Origin of the sequence: Azospirillum sp. HJ39 (assembly GCF_041507355.1) — a bacterium.
In the GTDB taxonomy this organism is placed as follows: domain Bacteria; phylum Pseudomonadota; class Alphaproteobacteria; order Azospirillales; family Azospirillaceae; genus Azospirillum; species Azospirillum thiophilum.
In genome coordinates this window covers 798,466-816,672 of the sequence record NZ_CP167913.1, presented here as the reverse complement: position 1 = coordinate 816,672, position 18,207 = coordinate 798,466, and the positions used below count along the sequence as shown (strand labels likewise).

The following is an 18,207-nucleotide window of genomic DNA, read 5'->3' as shown; positions in this document are numbered from 1 at the left end:
GAAGCGGCATATCGGAAAACGGCACAGCGGGGGTACACCCCCGGTGTGCCGGTCCCTTGGCGGGCGGCGCCTGTTCTGCTCGATTGAGATCGAGCGACGGAGGCGCCGCCCCCATGCGTTTACACGCCCTCATGCGTTTACACATGGCTCCCCTTCGGCCCGACCGGCCGGAGCCGCTGTTCGTCAGGCTTGGCCGTGGCCTTGCAACGCACCATATCGGGGCGGCGCACCCGAGACCGGACGGACAGAGACCGTTTCTGATGAAGCATGCGAAGATTGCGGCCGGCATCCTGCTGTGGACGGCCTGCCTGGCGCCGGCCCAGCCGATGGCCCAGCAGGATGACAGGAAGCCGAAGTTCGGCCCAGATGCCGTGCCGATCACCCGCGCCGCCGACTATGTGCGCAGCGCCCCGGCCCCCGATTACTGGGCGCTCGCCCCCTTCTATGTGCCGCAGGCGACCAGCGCCTCCTGCTCGCTGGCCAGCGTGACCATGATGCTGAACGCGCTGCGCGGGTTGCCGGCGCTGGCGTCGGAACGGCTGGTGACCGGCAAGCAGCTGCTCGACCGGCTGGACGACGACCATTGGCGTGCCGCCACCGCCGAGGATGGCGAAGGCATCTCCTTCGGCGAGCTGGAGACCTATGTCCGCCGCAGTCTGGCCGCCTATGGCATCGAGGCCGAGATCGAGGTGTGGCGCCCGCGCGACGCCTCCGCCGCGACCCTGGCCGAGCTGCGCCGCCTGCTGTCCGACAACGAGCGCAGCGCCGACGACATCGTCCTGCTGGCCTTCGACCAGGGGACGCTGACCGGCGACGTCGGCCTCGGCCACATCGCGCCGCTGGGCGCCTACGACCCGGTGACGAAACGGGCGCTGGTGATGGACCCCGACCGCGCCTGGTACGTGCCCTACTGGACCGGCGACGCCCGGCTGCTGGACGCCATGCTGAAGCCCGACCGCGCCGATCCGGAGGGCAGCGGCCTGATCCGCGTCCGCGCCCGCCGGGTGTCGGGGTAGGCCTCCACCCTATTTGATCTCCTGGCTCGACAGGTCGGAGGGGTTCTGCGAGCGCGTCGGCTCGTTCGGCTGGTCGGGTTCGCTCGCCCACCGGTTCGGGCGCGGCACGGGAGTGCCGTTCAGGTCGGGCGGCGCGCGGCGCACGGCGGCGAGCGCCTGCTGCAGCTCGCCGCTGCCGGTGGCGGCGGAGCTGGACTGGTTGGGTGACTTGTTGCCCTGGTCGGTGGGCATCGGGTCCTGGCTTTCCTGCACGTTCCGGTCGCGGGCGAGCGTGTCGCCGGCCGTATCCTTCGATCCGCTGTCCTGAAGCGCGCCGGGGACCGGATCCTGGCCGGAGCCCGGCGCCTGGATCGGTTGCCGGGAGTCCGGCTGCTGCGAACCTTGATCCTGGGGGTTCGCCTGCTGCGCGGCGACGCCGAAGGCCGGCAGGCCGAGGAGCGCGGACAGCAGCAGGGCGGCGGCGATGGTGCGCATGACGCGTTGCTCCTTGGTCGGAACCCGTTGGGGATCATCCGTCGGGGACGGCACGGGGGAACGGCACCAACCCGTTCCCGGCGCGTTGTACCGGGGACGGACTCCAACCCCGGCAGCCCATCAGGAACACCGATCATGCCCACCGAGTTCCCGACCTTCACCTCATCGATCCCGCAGCCCGACCGCGCCGAGCGGCGCAGCGTCGGGGTGGTGGTGGAACGGCGGCGCGTCGACAGCCCCTGGATCGAAGCGCGCTGGCAGCCGGTGCTGCTGGTCCCGCCCGACGCTGAGCGCGCCGATTGGAGCGTGATGGCGGAGGGGCCGGACTGGACCCGCCATTATGCCGGCACCGCCGAGATCGCCCTGTTTCCGACCGAGGCGGAGAACTACAAGCACAATCTCGACGGCGGCGCCCCTTGCGCCTACGTCATCCTGCGGCCGGGCGGGCCTGCGCCGGGCCTGCGGCTGCTGGCCGTCACCGTCGACCCCGGCGAGATCGACACCCACGCCGAGGCCGGCGACGACGTGATCGAGCCGCTGCCGCTGCCCATCCCGCTGCTGCTGTGGATGGACGGCTTCGTCGCCCGCCATCATGTCGAGCGCAGCTTCCACAAGCGCAAGCGCGACCGTGCCGATCCCGACGCCCTGGCGCCGCGCCGCCCGAACGGGCAGCCGCGGCATGGCTGAGCGCGAGGCAGGCGACGAGGCCGGCGACGAGGGGTTCCTCGGCCGCTGGTCGCGGCGGAAGCAGGAGGCGCGGACCGCGGAGGCCCCCCCGGCCGCCCCCCTTCCGGTCCAATCCCTTCCGCCCGAACCATCGGGCGAGGTGGAGCCGGCGGAGCGCCGGACGGAGGAGGATGCGCCCGCAGTGCCGGAGCTGCCCGCGCTGGACAGCCTGGATGCCGGCAGCGACTACACCGGCTTCCTGCGCCGCGAGGTGCCGCAGGAGTTGCGCCGGCAGGCCCTGCGCAAGGCATGGTCCAGCGATCCTGTCATCGCCGGCTTCCGCGGCTTCGCCGACTATGACTGGGACTTCAACGCCCCCGGTTACGGCGCCCTGCGGCCGACCGACGACATCGCCCGGCTGCTGGAGGCGGTGCTGCCGACCCGGCCGCAGGCAGAGGATGAAGAGGGAGTGGCGGTGGCCGAGGCGGCGATCCAGCAGGTGGCGATCCAGGAGACTGCTCAGGAAGCGCCGGACGACACCGCTGGTTCCCCCTCCCCCGCTTCCACCGTCCCTCCCCTCCCGATCGAAGATAAGGAGCCGGATGGCCCGGCGGAGGACCGGCGGAGTTCCCTCCCCCGCCCAGCTCTCGCACAAAGCTCCGCTTTGTGCTGACGCGGCAGACGGACCGTAGGTCCGCCGAGAGCGGGGGAGGGTTAGGGTGGGGGCAGCCGGCGCCCCAACCCCTGCAACACTCCCCCTGCCCCCTCAGACGCAGCGCCCGCCGTCGACCTCCAGGCACACGCCGGTCAGGAAGGCCGCCTCGTCCGAGCACAGGTAGAGCGCGGCGTTGGCGATGTCCTCCGGCGTGGACAGCCGGCCGAGCGGGATGCTGCTGCGGAACTGCTCGCGGTGTTCGGGCGTGTCGGTGCCCATGAAGCGGTGGAGCATCCCGGTCTCGCCCGCCACCGGGGCGATGGCGCAGACGCGGATGCGGTCGGTGGCCAATTCCGCCGCCATCGACTTGGTCAGGGTGATGACCGCGCCCTTGGAGCCGTTGTACCAGGTCAGGTTCGGCCGCGGCCGCAGGCCGGCGGTCGAGGCGATGTTCAGGATCACGCCGCCGCCCTGGGCGCGGAACACCGGCACGGCGTGGATGGCGCCATGGTAGATCGACTTCACGTTGACGGCGTAGATGCGGTCGAAGGTGGCCTCGTCGACGTCCAGCATCGAGCCGTAACGGTGGGTGTAGCCGGCATTGTTGACCAGGATGTCGAGCCGGCCGAACTCGCCGATGGCGGTCGAGACGATGGCTTCGTAATCCTCGCCGACCGCGACGTCGGCGCGGACGGCGAGCGCGCACTCGCCCAGGCTGTCGGCGACCCGGCCGGCCGCCGCCTCGTCCAGGTCGGCGACGATGACGCGGGCGCCTTCGGCGGCGAAGCGGCGGGCGATGCCCTCCCCGAAGCCCGACCCGCCGCCGGTGACGACGGCGACCTTTTCTGACAGACGCATGAACGCTTCCTCCCCGGCTGTGCGCGGCCATTCGGGCCTGCGGACTCCGTACAACAGGGAGCAGGCGCCATCGGCCGCATCGTGAACGCGGCGAAGCGCGCATGATAGCGCGAAGCCGCCCGGTGGGGCAGCCGCCATCATCCGCAACATCCGAACAGGGAGGATAAGGGGAAAATGGCGCGAGTGACGGGACTTGAACCCGCGGCCTCCGGCGTGACAGGCCGGCGCTCTAACCAACTGAGCTACACCCGCGCTATGGCTCCCGGTGCTGGACTCGAACCAGCGACAAGCGGATTAACAGTCCGCTGCTCTACCAACTGAGCTAACCGGGAACGGAGGCCGCCTTATAAAACCGCTGGCGGACCCTGGCAAGCAGAAAAACGCAAAGCATCGCATTTTTTCCGGGCCAAGGCCGAACCGCGTCGGCGACGGGTGACGGCGGTCCCGCCGGGCGCGCCGGGACTCGTCGATTTCCGCATCTCCAAGGTGATTAGGATCCTAAGTAATTCTCTGGAAGAGAATGAGATGTATAAAATTATGGCCTATTATGATGAGAGTTGCTAAAGTCGATACGCCTTATAAGGGCAATCGTCGCCTTCGCATTTTTCCATGACCGCCGCCAAGCTGGGAGGTCCCCTTGCCCCACCATGCCAACACCCTGTTCTCGGCCCTGCCCACGGCCCAGGCGGCATCATGGAAACCGATGGGCACGGCGGCGGCCGGCAAAAGCAAGAGCCTCGTCGCCACCGCGTTTTCCGCGCCCTCCGCCGAAGCCGGGGACAGCGTCGAGGTCAGTCCGTTGGGCAAGGCGCTGACCGGTGTTGCCGCCAAGGTCTTCGAGAAGCTGGATGGCAAGGCGCGCGGCATGCTGGAGGATGCCGTCAAGACGGGGAGCCTGACCGCCGACGATGTGGTCAAGGGCCTGCGTGGCATCGCCAAGGAGGCGGTTCAGGCCCGTTACCTCAGCGAAGCGCCACGCACGCAGGAGGAAATGGAGTATGGCGAAAAGATGCGCTCCATCAGCGAGCGGAAATTGAAATTCAGCGCGGAGCAGACGGATATATGCAATTCATTCTCCAAACAGATGGAGCAGGTTGAGGCGGAAAATTACGAAGATGGATTTTCAATTTCAAAAAAAGTTGGCATTGCAAAGGAAATGTCATCGAAATTGGAAGATCACAAGAAAAATTTCATAGAAACATACGGTAGCCTTGACGAAAAAGTCATGAAAGATGGCGAGGAAATCGACGGTAATTTTATGGCGCGGCGGCTATCGAATAACCTGAAACACTCGGATATTTTTTCCGGTGAAGAGGATTCGGCAGTTTTCTCCAAGTCCGATTCGCAGGCTGTCGAAAAGCTGTTCAATGCGGGGTTCCGGCCCGCCGTCTATCGGAATGCCGCGAAGGCGTTCGCCGACGAAACGGATCTCGACGCCATACCCGATCTGGAGCGGCCGGAAGCCGAACCGCGGCAGAAACAGGTTTCCACGGAAACGCCGCCTCCCGGCTATTCGGAGGGCAAGGCCCGGTTGGATGCGGCATGGCAAACGGCTGCAGGCATGATGATGCAGGGCAAGAAGGCCGCGGAGGAAGATCCGATGGTCGCCCTGCTGAACGCCAACGCGAACGCCACCTTCGGTCGTCAGTGGCATCCCCTCCAGCCGTTGCCGGCCACCTCCCAGACTGCTACGGGAAGCGCCACCGCGACCACCGACAACGACGCCGTTCTCGGCGCGCTGACCCAATCGCTGAAGGAGGGCGCCGTATCCGCGACTTCCACGGCCAGAGGCGCGCGAAACGATACCCAGGTTTGACGAGTCCACACCATGGGTTTGCGTGAGCCGGTTCAATCCCGCATGCCGGTCGCCAGACGGACGGTCGCCCGGCGGACGGTTGACGGCCGGCCATTTCCGATATTGTGCTCACCCTTGACAATTCGGGGTTTTTCAGGCTTTTTCTCGCCCTCACTCCCCCACCATCCCCGCAGGCCCCGATGTCCGAGGTCGTCCCCTTCGCCGCCGCCCGCGAGGCGCTGCTCGCGCGCCTGACCGAACAGCTGCCGCCGTCGTCGGAATGGGCGGGACGCCTGCTGCTGATGCCCGACGGACGCCGGGTGGAGCCGATGCCGGCGGCGGACGCGGTGGAGTCGTTGCGCAGCTTCCGCGCCGGCCTGGGCGAGGCGATCGGCGCCGCCGCCTGCTCGGTCGGCGGGGTGTGGGTCGGGCGCGAGGATTGCCTGGACTGGGACGGGCTGCTGGCGCCGCTGGCGGTCGCCGCCGCCTATGTGGTCGGCCGCACCCAGTCGGCCGGCGGCTTCGCGGCCGAGCTGTTCCGCTGCAAGGACGCGCTGGCCGGCTGGGGCGTGCGCGGCCTGCGCGGCGACCCGGCGGTCGCCCGCGCCGCCGGCTATGCCGTGGTGTCGGTCAGCCGCCGTGCCGACGATCAGGAGATCGTGCTTGACCGGGTGATGGACACCTTCGCCTTCGTGATGCGCAGCCAGGGCGAGCCGACGGTGGCGACCGCCGACATGGACCGCCGGCTGGTCAAGCGGGCGGTGCCGCTGCGGCGGTGAGCGAAGGGGCTGTGTGGTGCCCCCTCCCTAGCCCTCCCCCGCTATCGGACGGACCTTCGGTCCGCCGAGGGCGGGAGAGGGAACTGTGCCGCTGTCGCACCAGCCCCCTCTCCCGCGGAACGCGGGGGAGGGTCGGGGAGGGGACAAAAAGTCCGTCCGCCCTTACCCCTGCCCCAGCGCGCAACGCGCCGCGGCGAGGTCCCAGGCCGCACAGCCGACGCTCTTGAACAGGCGCGGCCGACCGGCGGTCGCCCGGCCCTCCAGCGCATCGACCAGCGACTTCACGCCGCTCCAGTCCACCCCGGCCTGGATGAGGTCGCCCGCCTCGTGGTGGGCACCGGCTGGGTCGTCGACGAACAGCTCGCTGCCATGGACGGCGGTCGGACTGAACTCCGCCATTTCCGGCTTGAAGGCGCCGACGCCGACCAGCAGCCGGTCGGGGCGCGGCGTCTCGTCATAGATCGGGGCGAGGCTGGTGGTCAGCGCGACCACCACCTCGGCGGCGGGATCGACCGGGCCGCTCATCGGCCGCAACGCCACGCCCTGTCCCTCATGCCTGGCGCAGAAGGCCGCCGCACCGTCCAGGCTGCGGCTGTGGATGTCGACGCGGATGCCGGGATAGAGCGCGGCGAGCGCGGCGACATGGCCAGACGACTGGGTGCCGGCGCCAAGCAGCGCGACATGGCGCGGTGCCGCCGGGGCCAGCGTCCGGATGCCCAGCATCGACACCGCGGCGGTGCGGCGCGCGGTGACGGTCGGGCCGTCCAGGATCAGGCGGGGCGCGCCGGTGACGGCGTCGAAGGCGCTGACCACGCCATGGATGGTCGGCAGTCCGCGGGCGCCGTTGCCGGGATTGACGTTGACCAGCTTGTGGATGGCGATGTCCGCCGATGTCGCCGGCATCGACAGCAGCACGCCGCCATCCGGCAGCGGCAGCACCTGCCGTTCCGGGCTGGCGATGCGCCCGGCGGCATAGTCGTGCGCCGCGGCGGCGACCGCGTCGCACAGGGCCGGGAAGGGAAGACGGGCGGCGGTCTGTTCGGCGGTCAGGACTGCGAGCGACGTCACGGGGCTGCTTCCTCATATGGCCGGAGAAGAGGGAGGGTCAGGCGCGGGCGCGCTCGATCTCCACGCCGACGCTGGCGGCGTCGGGGAAAACGTCCAGCTTCTCCACCCGCACCTTGGCCAGCGTCACCCGCGCGTCGGCGAGGCAGCGTTCGGCGATGCGCTCGGCCAGGGTCTCGACCAGGGTGACATGGCCCTGGGTGACCACGCCCTTGACGATGGTCGCCACATCCTCGCCGGTCACGCCGGGGGCGATCACCTCGAGGTCGAGGTTCAGGCGGATGCGCTGTGGCTTCAGCCGCTCATGGGCGTAGACGCCGATCAGCGCGTCCATCACCAGATCGCGAACGAAACAACGGGTGGACAGCGTCGCCGGGGCCGAGCGCGGCACCGGGGCGGTGACGGTGGCGAAGAGCTTGTTCATGGCCGAAAGCCCTAGCACGGCGGCGCCACCGCTGCCAAGCCGCCGTCCCTCCCGATGCCCATGCCGGGGGGGCAGGGCTGGGGCGGACTCAGTGCATCTCCGACCGGATGCGCTCGCGCAGCACGTCGATCGGGTGCAGGCTCTCGCCCTCCTCGTAATGCCAGAAGGTCCAGCCGTTGCAGGCCGGCAGCCCGGCCAGGGCGGCGCCCACCTGATGGATCGAACCGCGATGGTCGCCGCGCGGGCCGGACCCGATCAGCGTGCCGTCGGCGCGCACGCGGGCGGCGACGCGGCGGCGCTGGTCGAACAGGGTTGAGCCGGGGCGCAGCAGCCCGCGCTCCACCACCCAGCCGAAGGGGATGCGCGGCGCGCTGCGCTTGGGCGGCGTGTCGAGGATGGCCGCCTCCGGCGCCTCCTCCACCGCGTCGATGCGGGCCTGAGCGGCCTTGACATAGGTGTCGTCGCGCTCCAGCCCGATCCAGCGGCGGCCCAGCCGCTTGGCGACCGCGCCGGTCGTGCCGGTGCCGAAGAAGGGATCCAGCACCACGTCGCCCGGCCGCGACGACGACAGGATCACCCGGTACAGCAGCGATTCCGGCTTCTGCGTCGGGTGGGTCTTCTTGCCGTCCTCGTCGCGCAGCCGCTCAGACCCGCTGCAGATCGGCAACAGCCAGTCGCTGCGCATCTGAAGATCCTCGTTGAGGTTCTTCATCGCCTCGTAATTGAAGCGGTAGCGCGCGTCCTTGTCGCGGGCGGCCCAGATCATCGTCTCATGAGCGTTGGCGAAGCGGGTGCCGCGGAAGTTCGGCATCGGGTTGGTCTTGCGCCAGACGATGTCGTTCAGGATCCAGAAGCCCAGATCCTGCAAGGTGGAGCCGACGCGGAAGATGTTGTGGTAGCTGCCGATCACCCACATCGAGCCTTCCGGCTTCAGGATGCGGCGGGCCGCCGTCATCCAGTCGCGGGTGAAGCGGTCGTAGGTCTCGAAATCGTCGAACTTGTCCCAATCGTCATCCACCCCGGCGACGCGGGTATGGTTCGGCCGCAGCAATTCGCCGCCCAACTGCAAGTTGTAGGGCGGATCGGCGAAGACGAGATCGACCGAAGCGGGCGGCAGCTCGTTCATGAGAGCGATGCAATCGCCGACCAGGATACGGTTTTCAGGGAGCATTTCACGACCGGCAAAGAACTGGGACTCGGCCGGACAATGAGTCTCGGCCGAGTCGCCGTCAACAGCTTTCTTTGCCAAGTGACGGGGGCTCAGCCGGCCAGTGCCTTTTGGCGTTTCACTGGTGCAAAACTGACTCGGTGATGCGGCGTGACACCGTGCCGGGTCAGCGCGTCCAGATGCTCGGGCGTCGGATAGCCGGCGTTTCGGTCCCATCCATAGTGGGGGTAGAGGGCGGACAACCGCAACATCTCGCTGTCACGTGCCACTTTGGCGAGAATAGAGGCGGCGGCGATCGACTGGCTGCGGCTGTCGCCCTTGACGATTGCCACCGCCTCGCACCCAAGGTCGGGGGTGAAGCGGCCGTCGATCAGCGCCGCGTCGGGCGCGATCCCCGGCAGCGCGTCGAAGGCGCGCTTCATCGCCAGCAGCGTCGCCTTGTGGATGTTGAGTTCATCGATTTCCGCAGCCGAGGCCTCGGCGATGGCGAAGGAGAGCGCATGCGCCCGGATCGCCGGCTCGATCTCCTCGCGCAGGCGGCGGTTGACCGCCTTGCTGTCGTCGATCCGCGCCGCGATGTCCGGCGGCAGCCCGCCCGGCGGCAGCACCACCGCGGCGGCGACCACCGGGCCGCAGAGCGGGCCGCGCCCCACCTCGTCGATGCCGCAGACGCGGCGGCCGGGACCGAATCCGGCCTCCAGCGACAGGTCGGGACGCGCCCGGAGGATGGCGGCTTTGCGGGGCATCGGCGGCGACTCGCGGCTGGATCGGGAAGGCGCGGGCTTGATAGCGGCGGGGGAGTCGGCATGCAAGGGGGGCGCGCCGGGCCGCAGCCGTCCATGCCGGCCTGCCTCCTGTGCCAACCTGCCTCTTGAGCACAAGAGCACGGCTGCGCTATGGATGCGCCCCGCAAGCCGACCGGCACCGGGGTTGCGACGCCGGCCGTCGCGACGCCGGGCTTACGCCAACACCGAGACAGGCCATGACCGACACCACGACCCAGACCGCCGCCGAATGCCCCTGCCGTTCCGGCAAGCCGCTGGACGCCTGCTGCGGTCCCTATCTGGCCGGCCTGCCCGCCCCGACGGCGGAGGCGCTGATGCGTTCGCGCTACTCGGCGTTCGCCACCGGCAACATCGACTATCTGCATGACACGCTGCTGCCCAGCACCCGCGAGGACTTCAATCGCGAGGAGATCGAGACCTGGGCGAAGAACAGCGTCTGGACCGGCGTCGAGATCCGCTCGGCCGAGGCCGGCCAGCCCGGCGACGCCGAGGGCACGGTGGAGTTCGTCGCCCGCTTCAGCATGAACGGCAAGCCGATGACCCACCACGAGACCAGCCGTTTCACCCACCAGGACGGGCGCTGGTACTATGTCGACGGCATCCTGGGCGCCCGGCCGCGCAGCGGGCCCAAGGTTGGCCGCAACGACCCCTGCCCCTGCGGCAGCGGCAAGAAATACAAGAAGTGCCACGGTGCCGCGGCCTGACCGTCCGCTTTGAGTCGGGCCTGCTCTTTCGCGCTGCACCTGCGAGATTTCGGCGAAATCGCCCTGCCCCGCCCGTCCAACGGGCGGCGTCGGGGCTTTTGTCGTGCGCGTATGGGGAAACTTCGCGATCCTGATTGAATTATGGGTCGGAACCGATCATCCTCCGTCTGCCCTGTTCCGGGTCTCCCTCTTTGGTTCTTGCCGGGGTGGGGTTTAACACGACAGATGAGACGATACTGATGTTCGACCGTCCGCAGCGCTCTTCCTTCCGCGCTCCTGAGATCACCCAGCGCGACATCCGCGCCACCGTCAAGTGGTTCAACGCCACCAAGGGCTTCGGCTTCGTCACCCCCGACGACGGTTCGCCCGACGCCTTCCTCCACTCCACGGTTCTGCAGTTCTGCGGACACGACAGCCTGCCCGAAGGCGCGACCATCACCTGCGACCTGTCGCGCGGCCCGAAGGGCCCGCAGGTTGCCACCATCCATGCGGTCGACACCTCGACCGCCGCCCCGAGCCGCCCGCGCGCCCCGCGTGGTGGTGATTCGTGGGGCAACGACGGCGGCTACGGCGGTGGCGGCGGCGGTTACGGCGGCGGCAGCAGCCGCGGCGGTTACAGCGCCGGCGGTTACGACGATTCGGACAGCGGCGGCGGCGAGACCGTCGACGGCACGGTGAAGTGGTTCAACGTGTCGAAGGGCTTCGGCTTCATCGCCCCGTCCACCGGCGGCAAGGACATCTTCGTGCACATCCGTGCGCTGGAGCGGTCGGGCATCTCCGGTCTGGACGACGGTGCGCAGGTCCGCGTGACCATCCGCCAGGGCGCCAAGGGCCCCGAGGCGCAGCGCGTCGAGATGGCCTGATCCCTCATCGGTCGTCGTGAAGTGAAAGGCCCCCGCTCCATCGGAGCGGGGGCCTTTTTCACGCCGGGCCCGATTCATGCCGGTCCGATTCATGATGGCCGGTACAGGACCGGCCGGAACCGCCCTACGGCGTGTCCCAGTAATGGCAGGCGACATGGTGGCCGGGCGCCACCTCCTCCAGCGGCGGGACGGCCTGGGCGCAGAACTCGCGGGCCAGGGGGCAGCGGCGGCGCAGCGGGCAGCCGCCCGGCTGGCCGAAGGCGGACGGCGCCTCGCCTTCCAGCGCCGGCCGTTCGCCGTTCGCGGCGGCCAGCATCGCCCGGCTGTAGGGGTGCAGCGGCGCGCTGCGCAGGGTGTCGGCATCGGCGCTCTCGACCACCCGTCCGGCCAGCATCACGATGCCGCGATGGGCGTCGCGCAGCCCCTCGCCATAGCGCTCGGTCGCCAGGATCAGCGACAGCCGGCGCCGGTCGCGCACCGCCATCAACCGGTCGAGGAACCCCTCGCGCTCGTCCGCCGACAGGCTGCCGGCCGGCTCGTCGGCGATCAGCACCCGCGGCTCGGGCAGCAGGGCGCGGGCCAGCCCGGCATGGGCAGCCTCCGCCGGCGTGAGGGAGGCCGGCCAGCGGAGCGCCGTCTCGGGGCGTTGGCCGGCCTCCTCCAGCGCGGCGTCGATGTGACGGTCGCGGCGGTCAGGGGCGATGTCCGGGCGCAGGCTCTCCAGCGCCAGGGCGAATTGCGCGCCGACGGTCATGGCGGGATCGAAGGAGGCGGCCGGGTCGGGAAACAGCGGCTGGAGGTCGCGCCGGGCGCGGCGCAGGCCGCCGGGATCGGGGTCGTTTTCCCCCGGCGGCGGCGGGGCGGCGGCGGCCACCAGATCGCGGCCCATCCAGGCGACCATCCCGGCGGTCGGCGGCGGCAGGCACAGCAGGGCGCGGGCCAACGTCGCCTTGGCGCTGCCGGTCTCGCCCAGCAGGGCCAGCGTCTCGCCGGTCCGCAGATCCAGGTCGATGCCGTGCAGGACGGTCAGCGCCCGCGCCTCTCCCTTCGGGCCGGGGGCGAGCGGATAGGCGATGCCGACCCCGCGGGCGTGCAGGCGGGCGGTGCCCGGCGGCTCCAGCGGCGCGGCAGGCGCCGTCCGCGGCGGCTCCGGCGGCAGGAGGCGGCCGCGGCGCAGGCTCAGCACCCGGTCGGCGGGGCCGGCCACCCCCTCCTCCGGCCGGCCGGCGAGCAGCAGGGCGACCCCATCGGCCCGCGCCCAGTCGGCCAGCCGGTGGAGCAGCCGCAGCCGGACCGTCGGGTCCAGCCCTGCCCCCGGCGCATCGGCCAGCAGCACCGCCGGCCCGACGGCCACCGCCATGGCGAACAGGCAGGCCCAGCGCAGCGATTCCGGCAGCTGTTCGGGGGGCAGGTCGAAACGGCGGGCGGCGGGCGGCACGCCCATGCGGTCCAGCCCGTCGGCCATGCGGCGCAGCGCCCCGCGCAGGTCGAGCCCGAGATGGTGGCCGACCACCTCGGCCACCTGCAGGGCCAGCGGCCGGCGCGGCGCCAGCCTGCCGCCCTGGGCGATCAGCAGGCGGCTGCCGTCGACACGCAGGTTTCCCGCCGCGTCGACCCCGGCCGGACGGCAGCCGGCGAGCGTGCCGAGCAGCGCGGTCTTGCCGCTGCCGGCGCCGCCGGTGACCGCCACCACCTCCCCTCGCTCCACCTGCAGGAAGGCGCGGTCGAGCAGGACTCGGTCGCCCAGCATCAGGGTCAGCGCCTCGGTTTCCACCGGGGCGGTCTTCGGTGCGATGTGGGTCATGGGCTGTAAGGGCCGGGCTTGCGGTTTCCCGCCACCGCGGAGTCGGCGATGGCGCAGGCGGCCCACAGCGCGAGCGCCAGCAGCAGGGCCGGCGGGGCGAAGGCCAGCGGGTCGCCCAGCCGCGCCGCCAGACCGATCGAGGCGCCCCAGCTGCCCAGCGCCGGCGGCAGGCCGAGGCCGAGCAGGCTGGCGAAGCTCTCCGCCGCCAGCACGCGCGGCAGGGCCAGCATCCCGGCGGCCAGCAGGGGCCGCAGTGCGTTGGGGAGCAGATGGCGGCGCAGCACCTCATGCTCCGGCAGGCCGGCGGCGCGGGCGGCGGTCAGGAACTCCGCCCGCATCAGCGCCGACAGCTCGGCATGGGCGAGCGCGGCGACCGCCGGGGCGGCGGTCAGCGCGGTGACCAGGGCCAGTGGCCAGACATCGTCCAGGAGGCCGCCGGCCAGCGGCACCAGCAAGGCGAGCGGAAGGCCGATGAGCCGGTTGGCGACGCCGATGGTCCGCCGCTCCGCCCGGTCGCTCATCAGATTGCCGAGCAGCCCGGCCAGCAGCGCCCAGCCGATGCCCAGCGCCCCGCCCAGCACCCCGGCCAGCAGCGCGAAGGACAGGCTGCCCCGCCCGTCGAGCAGCGCGGCAGCCACCGGATCGGCGTCCAGCCGGTGGATCGCGCTGCCGTCGGCCATCAGCGGAGCTGCAGCGGAGGCGAGCGCCAGGGCGGCCAGCACGGCGGCGCCCGACAGCCCGCGGGCGAAGCCGGCACGCGGCGCCGGATCGGCCGGATGGGAAAGAGGCGGTTGGTCGAACTCGGCCATCGGATCCTTTCACTGGTCCTTATCGTGGCTCACGCCCCTTCATAGGGCGTGGAGCTGTGGTTGGCCGGGTCGATCCAGTCGCGTACCGCAAGGCCGAGCGCGGCGAGCAGGGCGGTCAGCCCGCCCAGCGCCACCAGGGCCGGCACCGCTCCGGCCGCCGATCCGGCGCGGGCGGCGTCGATCATCGATGCGCCGGCACCCGGCAGGTCGAGCAGGCTTTCCAGCGCCACCGCCCCGACCATCGCGGCCAGCACCGCGGCGCGCAGGCCCCGCATCACCGGGTCGACCGCCTGCGGCAGGGCGTGGTGGCGCAGCACGGCACGCTCGTCCAGCCCCAGTCCGCGGGCCATGCGCACGGCACCGCCCTCCGGCCCCGGTCCCAGCGCGCGGTCCATCGCCGGTCGCGCCAGCCGGGCGGCCTGGCAGGCGGCGGGAATGGCGAGCGCCGTCCAGCCCAGCGGCGTCGGCGAGGCGCCCGCCCGCACGGCGAGCGTGGCGAGCGCGGCCAGCAGGAACCCCGGCAGCAGCGGCCCGGCCCCGGCCAGCAGCCGCCCGAACAGCCCGCCGGGCGACCGCGGGGCCACCGCGGCCCAGGCCCCGGCCAGCGTGCCCAGCGCGGTGCCGATGGCGAGCGACGGCAGGGTCAGCAGCAGCGTTACCGCCAGCCCGCGCAGCAGCGCCATTGCGGCGTCCGGCTGCGGCGCCGACAGGGCGGCCAGCCCAACCCCCGCCGCCATCGGCAGGACGGCGGTCGGCACGGCATCGATCAGATGGCGGATCAGCGGACGCGGCATCGGTGGGAAAATGGCAGGATGGGTATGACGTGCGACCGTAAGCGTCCATGCCCCTGCCGGGCAACTGAATTAGCGCTTTCGGCCGGCCGGACCGATTTTGCGGCCGTTCCGGACCCCGGATGGCTGCAATTCCCACCGGCTTTCACCAAATGGCTGAGGGCGGGGAGGGAAAGTCCTTCCCAGATGTTGTGACCCAGGATCCACACCCGACCGGCCCCCATGTACGTCCATTCGCCCCATCCGCTTCCTCCAACCGACCCGAGTCCCGAATCCCACGGACCCGAGTCCCGCGGGATCGCGGCCGCCGGCTTCGCCGGCGCGTCGCGGCCCATCCTGGAGCCGGGACGGACCTGCTGGCGGATCGAGGACACCGGCCGGCTGGGCGTGGTCGTCGATGCCGAGGATTATTTCGCGCTGGCCAAGGCCGCGATGCGGCGGGCGCGGCGCAGCATCTACATGACCGCCTGGGATTTCGACGCCCGCATCCGCCTGATGCCGCAGACGCGGCGCCCGCGCCGGCCCGACCGGCTGGGCACGCTGCTGAACTGGCTGGCGACGACGCGGCCGGATCTGCACATCCATGTGCTGAAATGGGACTATGCCGAGCTGTTCGACCTCGCCCGCTGGTCGCACCCCTTCATGCTGCGCAACTGGCTGACCCACCGCCGGCTGCAATACCGGCTCGACGGCGACCATCCGACCGGCGCCTGCCACCATCAGAAGATGCTGGTGATCGACGACCGGGTCGCCTTCTGCGGCGGGCTGGACATCACCGCCAACCGCTGGGACACCCGTGCCCACCATGCCCACGATCCCAGGCGGCGCCAGCCCGACGGCAAGCCCTACGAGCCCTTCCACGACGTGATGATGGCGGTCGACGGCGCCGCCGCCCGCGCGCTGGGCGAGATGTTCCGCGACCGCTGGGCACGGGCGACCGGCGAGACCCTGCTGCCGCCCGCCCCTGCGCCAGGCCGCCCGCCGCGGCGCCACCCGCTGGCCGCCGACCCCTGGCCGCCGGGCTTCGAGCCGATGCTGCGCGACGTCCGCGTCGGCATCGCCCGCACCGATCCGGCCTGCAACGGCCGCGCCGAAGTGCGCGAGGTCGAGGCGCTGTATCTGGCGGCGATCGCCGCCGCGCGCGAGGTCATCTATCTGGAAAGCCAGTATTTCGCCTCCACCGCGGTGGCCGAGGCGCTGAAGGCCCGGCTGGCGGAGGAGGACGGGCCGGAGGTGATCGTCGTCAACCCGGTGCGCACCACCAGCTGGCTGGAGAACACCGTGATGCTGGGTGCCCGCGCCCGCCTGACCCGCGAGCTGCGCGAGGCCGACCGGCATGGCCGCTTCCGCCTCTTCGCCGCGTTGACCGATGGCGGCGCCTGCATCACCGTCCATGCCAAGGTGATGGTGGTCGACGACCGGCTGCTGCGCATCGGCTCGGCCAACCTGAACAACCGCTCGATGGGGCTCGACACCGAATGCGACCTGGCGCTGGAGGCCGGGCCGGGACCGGAGGATGCCGCCACCCGCCACGCCATCCGACGCACCCGCGACGACCTGATCGCCGAGCATCTGGGAACGACCCCCGACGAGGTGGCGGCGGCGGTGCGTCGGCAGGGATCGCTGGTGGCGGCCATCGAGTCGCTGCGCCGGCCGGCCGGCCGCACGCTGGAGCCGCTGCACGACCCCGAACCCGACGGGCTGGCCGCCGCGGTCGCCGATTCCCGCGTCTTCGATCCCGAACACCCGGTCGACGCGGTCGACATCGTGCGCCGGGTGCTGCCGTCGCGCATCCCGCGGACCCGCCACTGGCTGATGCTGCTGGGGGTGCTGGCGCTGGCCGGGCTGTGGGGGATGTGGCGCTACACCGCGCTGCAGGAGTGGGCGACGCTGGAGGCGGTGCTCGCCGCCTTCCACGGCCTGGGCGACAGCCCGCTGGCGCCGCTGTGGGTGATGCTGGCCTATGTCGTCGGCGGCTACGTCATGTTCCCGCTGACCTTGCTGATCGCCGCCACCGCCATCGTCATGGGGCCGTGGTGGGGCTTTCCAACCGCGATGGCGGGCGCCGTCGCCTCTGCCGTCGCCATGTTCTGGACCGGGCGCCTGGCCGGACGCGACCTGCTGGAGCGGCATGGCGGGCCGTTGATCGCCCGCCTCAACGAGAGGCTGTCGGACAGCGGCATCGCCGCCGTCGCCGGGGTGCGCGCGGTGCCGGTGGCGCCCTACACGGTGGTCAACCTCGCCGCCGGCGTGTCGAAGTTGCGGTTCGGCGACTATGTGATCGGCACGATGGTCGGTCTTGCGCCGGGAATCCTTGCCTTCAACCTGCTGGGCCATCAGCTTGAACGCACCATCGGCGACCCCGGTGCCGGCGACATCGCGCTGCTGGCCGGCATCGCGGCGGCGGCGGTGGGGCTCGGCTGGCTGACCAGCCGGTTGCTCGGGCGCCGGGCAGGCGGCCGGGGAAACGGCGGGGGAATCGATGCAGAGGGCCGGCAAGATGAAAGGACTGACGAACCGTGATCCGTTTCAGCCGTGAGCGTGTCCAGCGCATCGCCTCCGCGTTGCGCGCGGCCCGCGCCCGCCGTCCCCGCCGTGTCGACAACCGCAGTTTACCCGTTCCCGATGGCATGGCCGCGATGGCGGTCGCCACCTGGAACATCCACAGCTGCGTCGGGCTGGACGCCCGGTTCGCGCCCGACCGGGTGGCGCAGGTGATCCGCGACCTCGACGTCGACCTGATCGGCCTGCAGGAGGTCGGCTGGCACCATCGGGGCGAATCCGGCATGGACCAGTTCGCCTTCCTGGAGCGCCACACCGGGCTGAAGGCCTATGCCGGCCCGACCAAGCACAGCGAGCGCGCCCATTACGGCAACGCCCTGCTCACCCGCCTGCCGGTGCATGCGATGGAGACCATCGACCTGTCGGTCGGCAAGCGCGAGCCGCGCGGCGCCATCGACGCGGTCGTCGGGGTGCAGGGCCGCGAGGTGCGCGTGATCGTCGCCCATCTCGGCCTCGACCCCTGGGAACGGGCCAAGCAGGTGGGCGACATAGTGTCGCGGGTGGCGGAAAGGCCGGAGCTGCCGACCCTGTTCATGGGCGACCTGAACGAATGGACGCCCAGTTCGCCCCGGCTGCGCCGGCTGGCCGAGTCCTTCGCCGACGTTGCCAACCCGCGGAGCTTCCACGCCCGCATGCCGACCCTGCGGCTCGACCGCATCTATGTAACGGGAGGCCTGCAAATCCCCGCTTTCGAGGTGATCCGCAGCGTGCTGACCCGCCGGGCGTCCGACCATCTGCCGGTGCGCGCGACGTTGGCCGTGCCCTGACGGGCGTGCGCCCGGTCCGGCTTCTTGCGAAGGTCATAGCGGGTTCGTTGCAATTGATAATTTTTTGTGCAGTGCAATGTTCTTTGGACAACAGAGCTTTGCAAATGCGAAGACGCTCTTGACCTATACGCGACCCCCGACCAAGGATATGGTTGGTCATACGATCAATGCGCCGATCGAAGGGATAACGACCCTGGCCGACCGGGGGCAGCCGTGACGTGA

Annotated in this window: 18 protein-coding genes and 2 tRNA genes; 9 read left to right on the top strand and 11 right to left on the bottom strand. The window is 70.8% G+C overall.

Translation table 11 applies throughout. From position 1 onward, the window contains the following. Positions 1 to 260: 260 nt before the first annotated feature. Positions 261 to 1,016, top strand: a complete 756-nt coding sequence (locus tag ABMY26_RS35205) for a phytochelatin synthase family protein (protein WP_372400081.1) — start codon at positions 261 to 263, stop codon at positions 1,014 to 1,016. 9 nt (positions 1,017 to 1,025) lie between these two features. On the opposite strand, the gene ABMY26_RS35200 is transcribed toward ABMY26_RS35205, so the two are convergent. After that, a complete protein-coding gene (locus ABMY26_RS35200) occupies positions 1,026 to 1,490 on the bottom strand; it encodes a hypothetical protein (RefSeq protein WP_372400080.1) in 465 nt (154 codons plus the stop codon). Positions 1,491 to 1,625: 135 nt separating this feature from the next. Between ABMY26_RS35200 and ABMY26_RS35195 the strand changes: the two genes are divergently transcribed. Beyond that, positions 1,626 to 2,177, top strand: coding sequence for a DUF3305 domain-containing protein (locus ABMY26_RS35195; RefSeq protein ID WP_372400079.1), 552 nt, complete (start codon positions 1,626 to 1,628; stop codon positions 2,175 to 2,177). Then, the gene (locus ABMY26_RS35190; RefSeq protein ID WP_372400078.1) at positions 2,170 to 2,829 is read left to right on the top strand and encodes a DUF3306 domain-containing protein; all 660 of its coding nucleotides are present in this window, start codon (positions 2,170 to 2,172) and stop codon (positions 2,827 to 2,829) included. Before ABMY26_RS35195 ends, ABMY26_RS35190 begins: the two co-directional genes overlap by 8 nt. Positions 2,830 to 2,922: 93 nt before the next feature. Here ABMY26_RS35190 and ABMY26_RS35185 read toward each other — a convergent pair whose 3' ends face one another. From ABMY26_RS35185 to ABMY26_RS35175, 3 genes are all read right to left on the bottom strand, one after another. Beyond that, positions 2,923 to 3,669, bottom strand: a complete 747-nt coding sequence (locus ABMY26_RS35185) for a glucose 1-dehydrogenase (protein WP_045583916.1) — start codon at positions 3,667 to 3,669, stop codon at positions 2,923 to 2,925. Between the two features lie 175 nt (positions 3,670 to 3,844). Beyond that, positions 3,845 to 3,921: transfer RNA gene (locus ABMY26_RS35180), tRNA-Asp, on the bottom strand. 4 nt (positions 3,922 to 3,925) lie between these two features. After that, positions 3,926 to 4,001 (bottom strand) — tRNA-Asn (locus ABMY26_RS35175). A gap of 305 nt (positions 4,002 to 4,306) precedes the next feature. Here ABMY26_RS35175 and ABMY26_RS35170 point away from each other — a divergent pair. Together ABMY26_RS35170 and ABMY26_RS35165 are read left to right on the top strand one after the other, a co-directional pair. Then, a complete protein-coding gene (locus ABMY26_RS35170; protein ID WP_372400077.1) occupies positions 4,307 to 5,485 on the top strand; it encodes a hypothetical protein in 1,179 nt (392 codons plus the stop codon). A gap of 179 nt (positions 5,486 to 5,664) precedes the next feature. Then, positions 5,665 to 6,243, top strand: a complete 579-nt coding sequence (locus tag ABMY26_RS35165) for a hypothetical protein (RefSeq protein WP_245636973.1) — start codon at positions 5,665 to 5,667, stop codon at positions 6,241 to 6,243. Positions 6,244 to 6,405: 162 nt separating this feature from the next. Here ABMY26_RS35165 and lhpI read toward each other — a convergent pair whose 3' ends face one another. The 4 genes from lhpI to ABMY26_RS35145 form a co-directional block, all read right to left on the bottom strand. After that, entirely contained in the window at positions 6,406 to 7,311 is a 906-nt protein-coding gene (gene lhpI / locus ABMY26_RS35160) for a bifunctional Delta(1)-pyrroline-2-carboxylate/Delta(1)-piperideine-2-carboxylate reductase (protein ID WP_372400076.1), read from the bottom strand. Positions 7,312 to 7,348: 37 nt separating this feature from the next. After that, positions 7,349 to 7,732: a dihydroneopterin aldolase gene (locus tag ABMY26_RS35155; protein ID WP_045583913.1), complete on the bottom strand. Its 384-nt coding sequence runs from the start codon at positions 7,730 to 7,732 to the stop codon at positions 7,349 to 7,351. A gap of 88 nt (positions 7,733 to 7,820) precedes the next feature. Next, positions 7,821 to 8,903 (bottom strand): site-specific DNA-methyltransferase, encoded by a 1,083-nt coding sequence (locus tag ABMY26_RS35150; protein ID WP_372400075.1) that lies wholly within the window; start codon positions 8,901 to 8,903, stop codon positions 7,821 to 7,823. Between the two features lie 89 nt (positions 8,904 to 8,992). Beyond that, positions 8,993 to 9,646: a ribonuclease HII gene (locus ABMY26_RS35145; RefSeq protein ID WP_372400074.1), complete on the bottom strand. Its 654-nt coding sequence runs from the start codon at positions 9,644 to 9,646 to the stop codon at positions 8,993 to 8,995. 236 nt (positions 9,647 to 9,882) lie between these two features. Between ABMY26_RS35145 and ABMY26_RS35140 the strand changes: the two genes are divergently transcribed. Both ABMY26_RS35140 and ABMY26_RS35135 read left to right on the top strand, forming a co-directional pair. Beyond that, entirely contained in the window at positions 9,883 to 10,389 is a 507-nt protein-coding gene (locus tag ABMY26_RS35140) for a YchJ family protein (RefSeq protein WP_372400073.1), read from the top strand. 239 nt (positions 10,390 to 10,628) lie between these two features. Continuing rightward, entirely contained in the window at positions 10,629 to 11,252 is a 624-nt protein-coding gene (locus ABMY26_RS35135) for a cold-shock protein (RefSeq protein WP_082109142.1), read from the top strand. Between the two features lie 124 nt (positions 11,253 to 11,376). Here the strand turns inward: ABMY26_RS35135 and ABMY26_RS35130 are convergent, their stop codons facing one another. Genes ABMY26_RS35130 through ABMY26_RS35120 form a run of 3 tightly spaced genes read right to left on the bottom strand, consistent with a single transcriptional unit; the run spans position 11,377 to position 14,659 of the window. Further along, entirely contained in the window at positions 11,377 to 13,056 is a 1,680-nt protein-coding gene (locus ABMY26_RS35130) for an oligopeptide/dipeptide ABC transporter ATP-binding protein (protein ID WP_372400072.1), read from the bottom strand. Then, positions 13,053 to 13,865, bottom strand: coding sequence for an ABC transporter permease subunit (locus tag ABMY26_RS35125; RefSeq protein ID WP_372400070.1), 813 nt, complete (start codon positions 13,863 to 13,865; stop codon positions 13,053 to 13,055). The genes ABMY26_RS35130 and ABMY26_RS35125 overlap by 4 nt, the downstream gene beginning before the upstream one ends. A gap of 29 nt (positions 13,866 to 13,894) precedes the next feature. Further along, a complete protein-coding gene (locus tag ABMY26_RS35120; protein WP_372400069.1) occupies positions 13,895 to 14,659 on the bottom strand; it encodes an ABC transporter permease subunit in 765 nt (254 codons plus the stop codon). A gap of 219 nt (positions 14,660 to 14,878) precedes the next feature. On the opposite strand from ABMY26_RS35120, the gene ABMY26_RS35115 reads away from it, so the two are divergent. After that, complete coding sequence (locus ABMY26_RS35115) at positions 14,879 to 17,179, top strand: VTT domain-containing protein (protein WP_372400068.1); 2,301 nt, start codon at positions 14,879 to 14,881, stop codon at positions 17,177 to 17,179. Then, positions 17,176 to 17,985 (top strand): endonuclease/exonuclease/phosphatase family protein, encoded by an 810-nt coding sequence (locus ABMY26_RS35110; RefSeq protein ID WP_372400067.1) that lies wholly within the window; start codon positions 17,176 to 17,178, stop codon positions 17,983 to 17,985. Before ABMY26_RS35115 ends, ABMY26_RS35110 begins: the two co-directional genes overlap by 4 nt. The last annotated feature ends 222 nt before the right edge of the window (positions 17,986 to 18,207 follow it).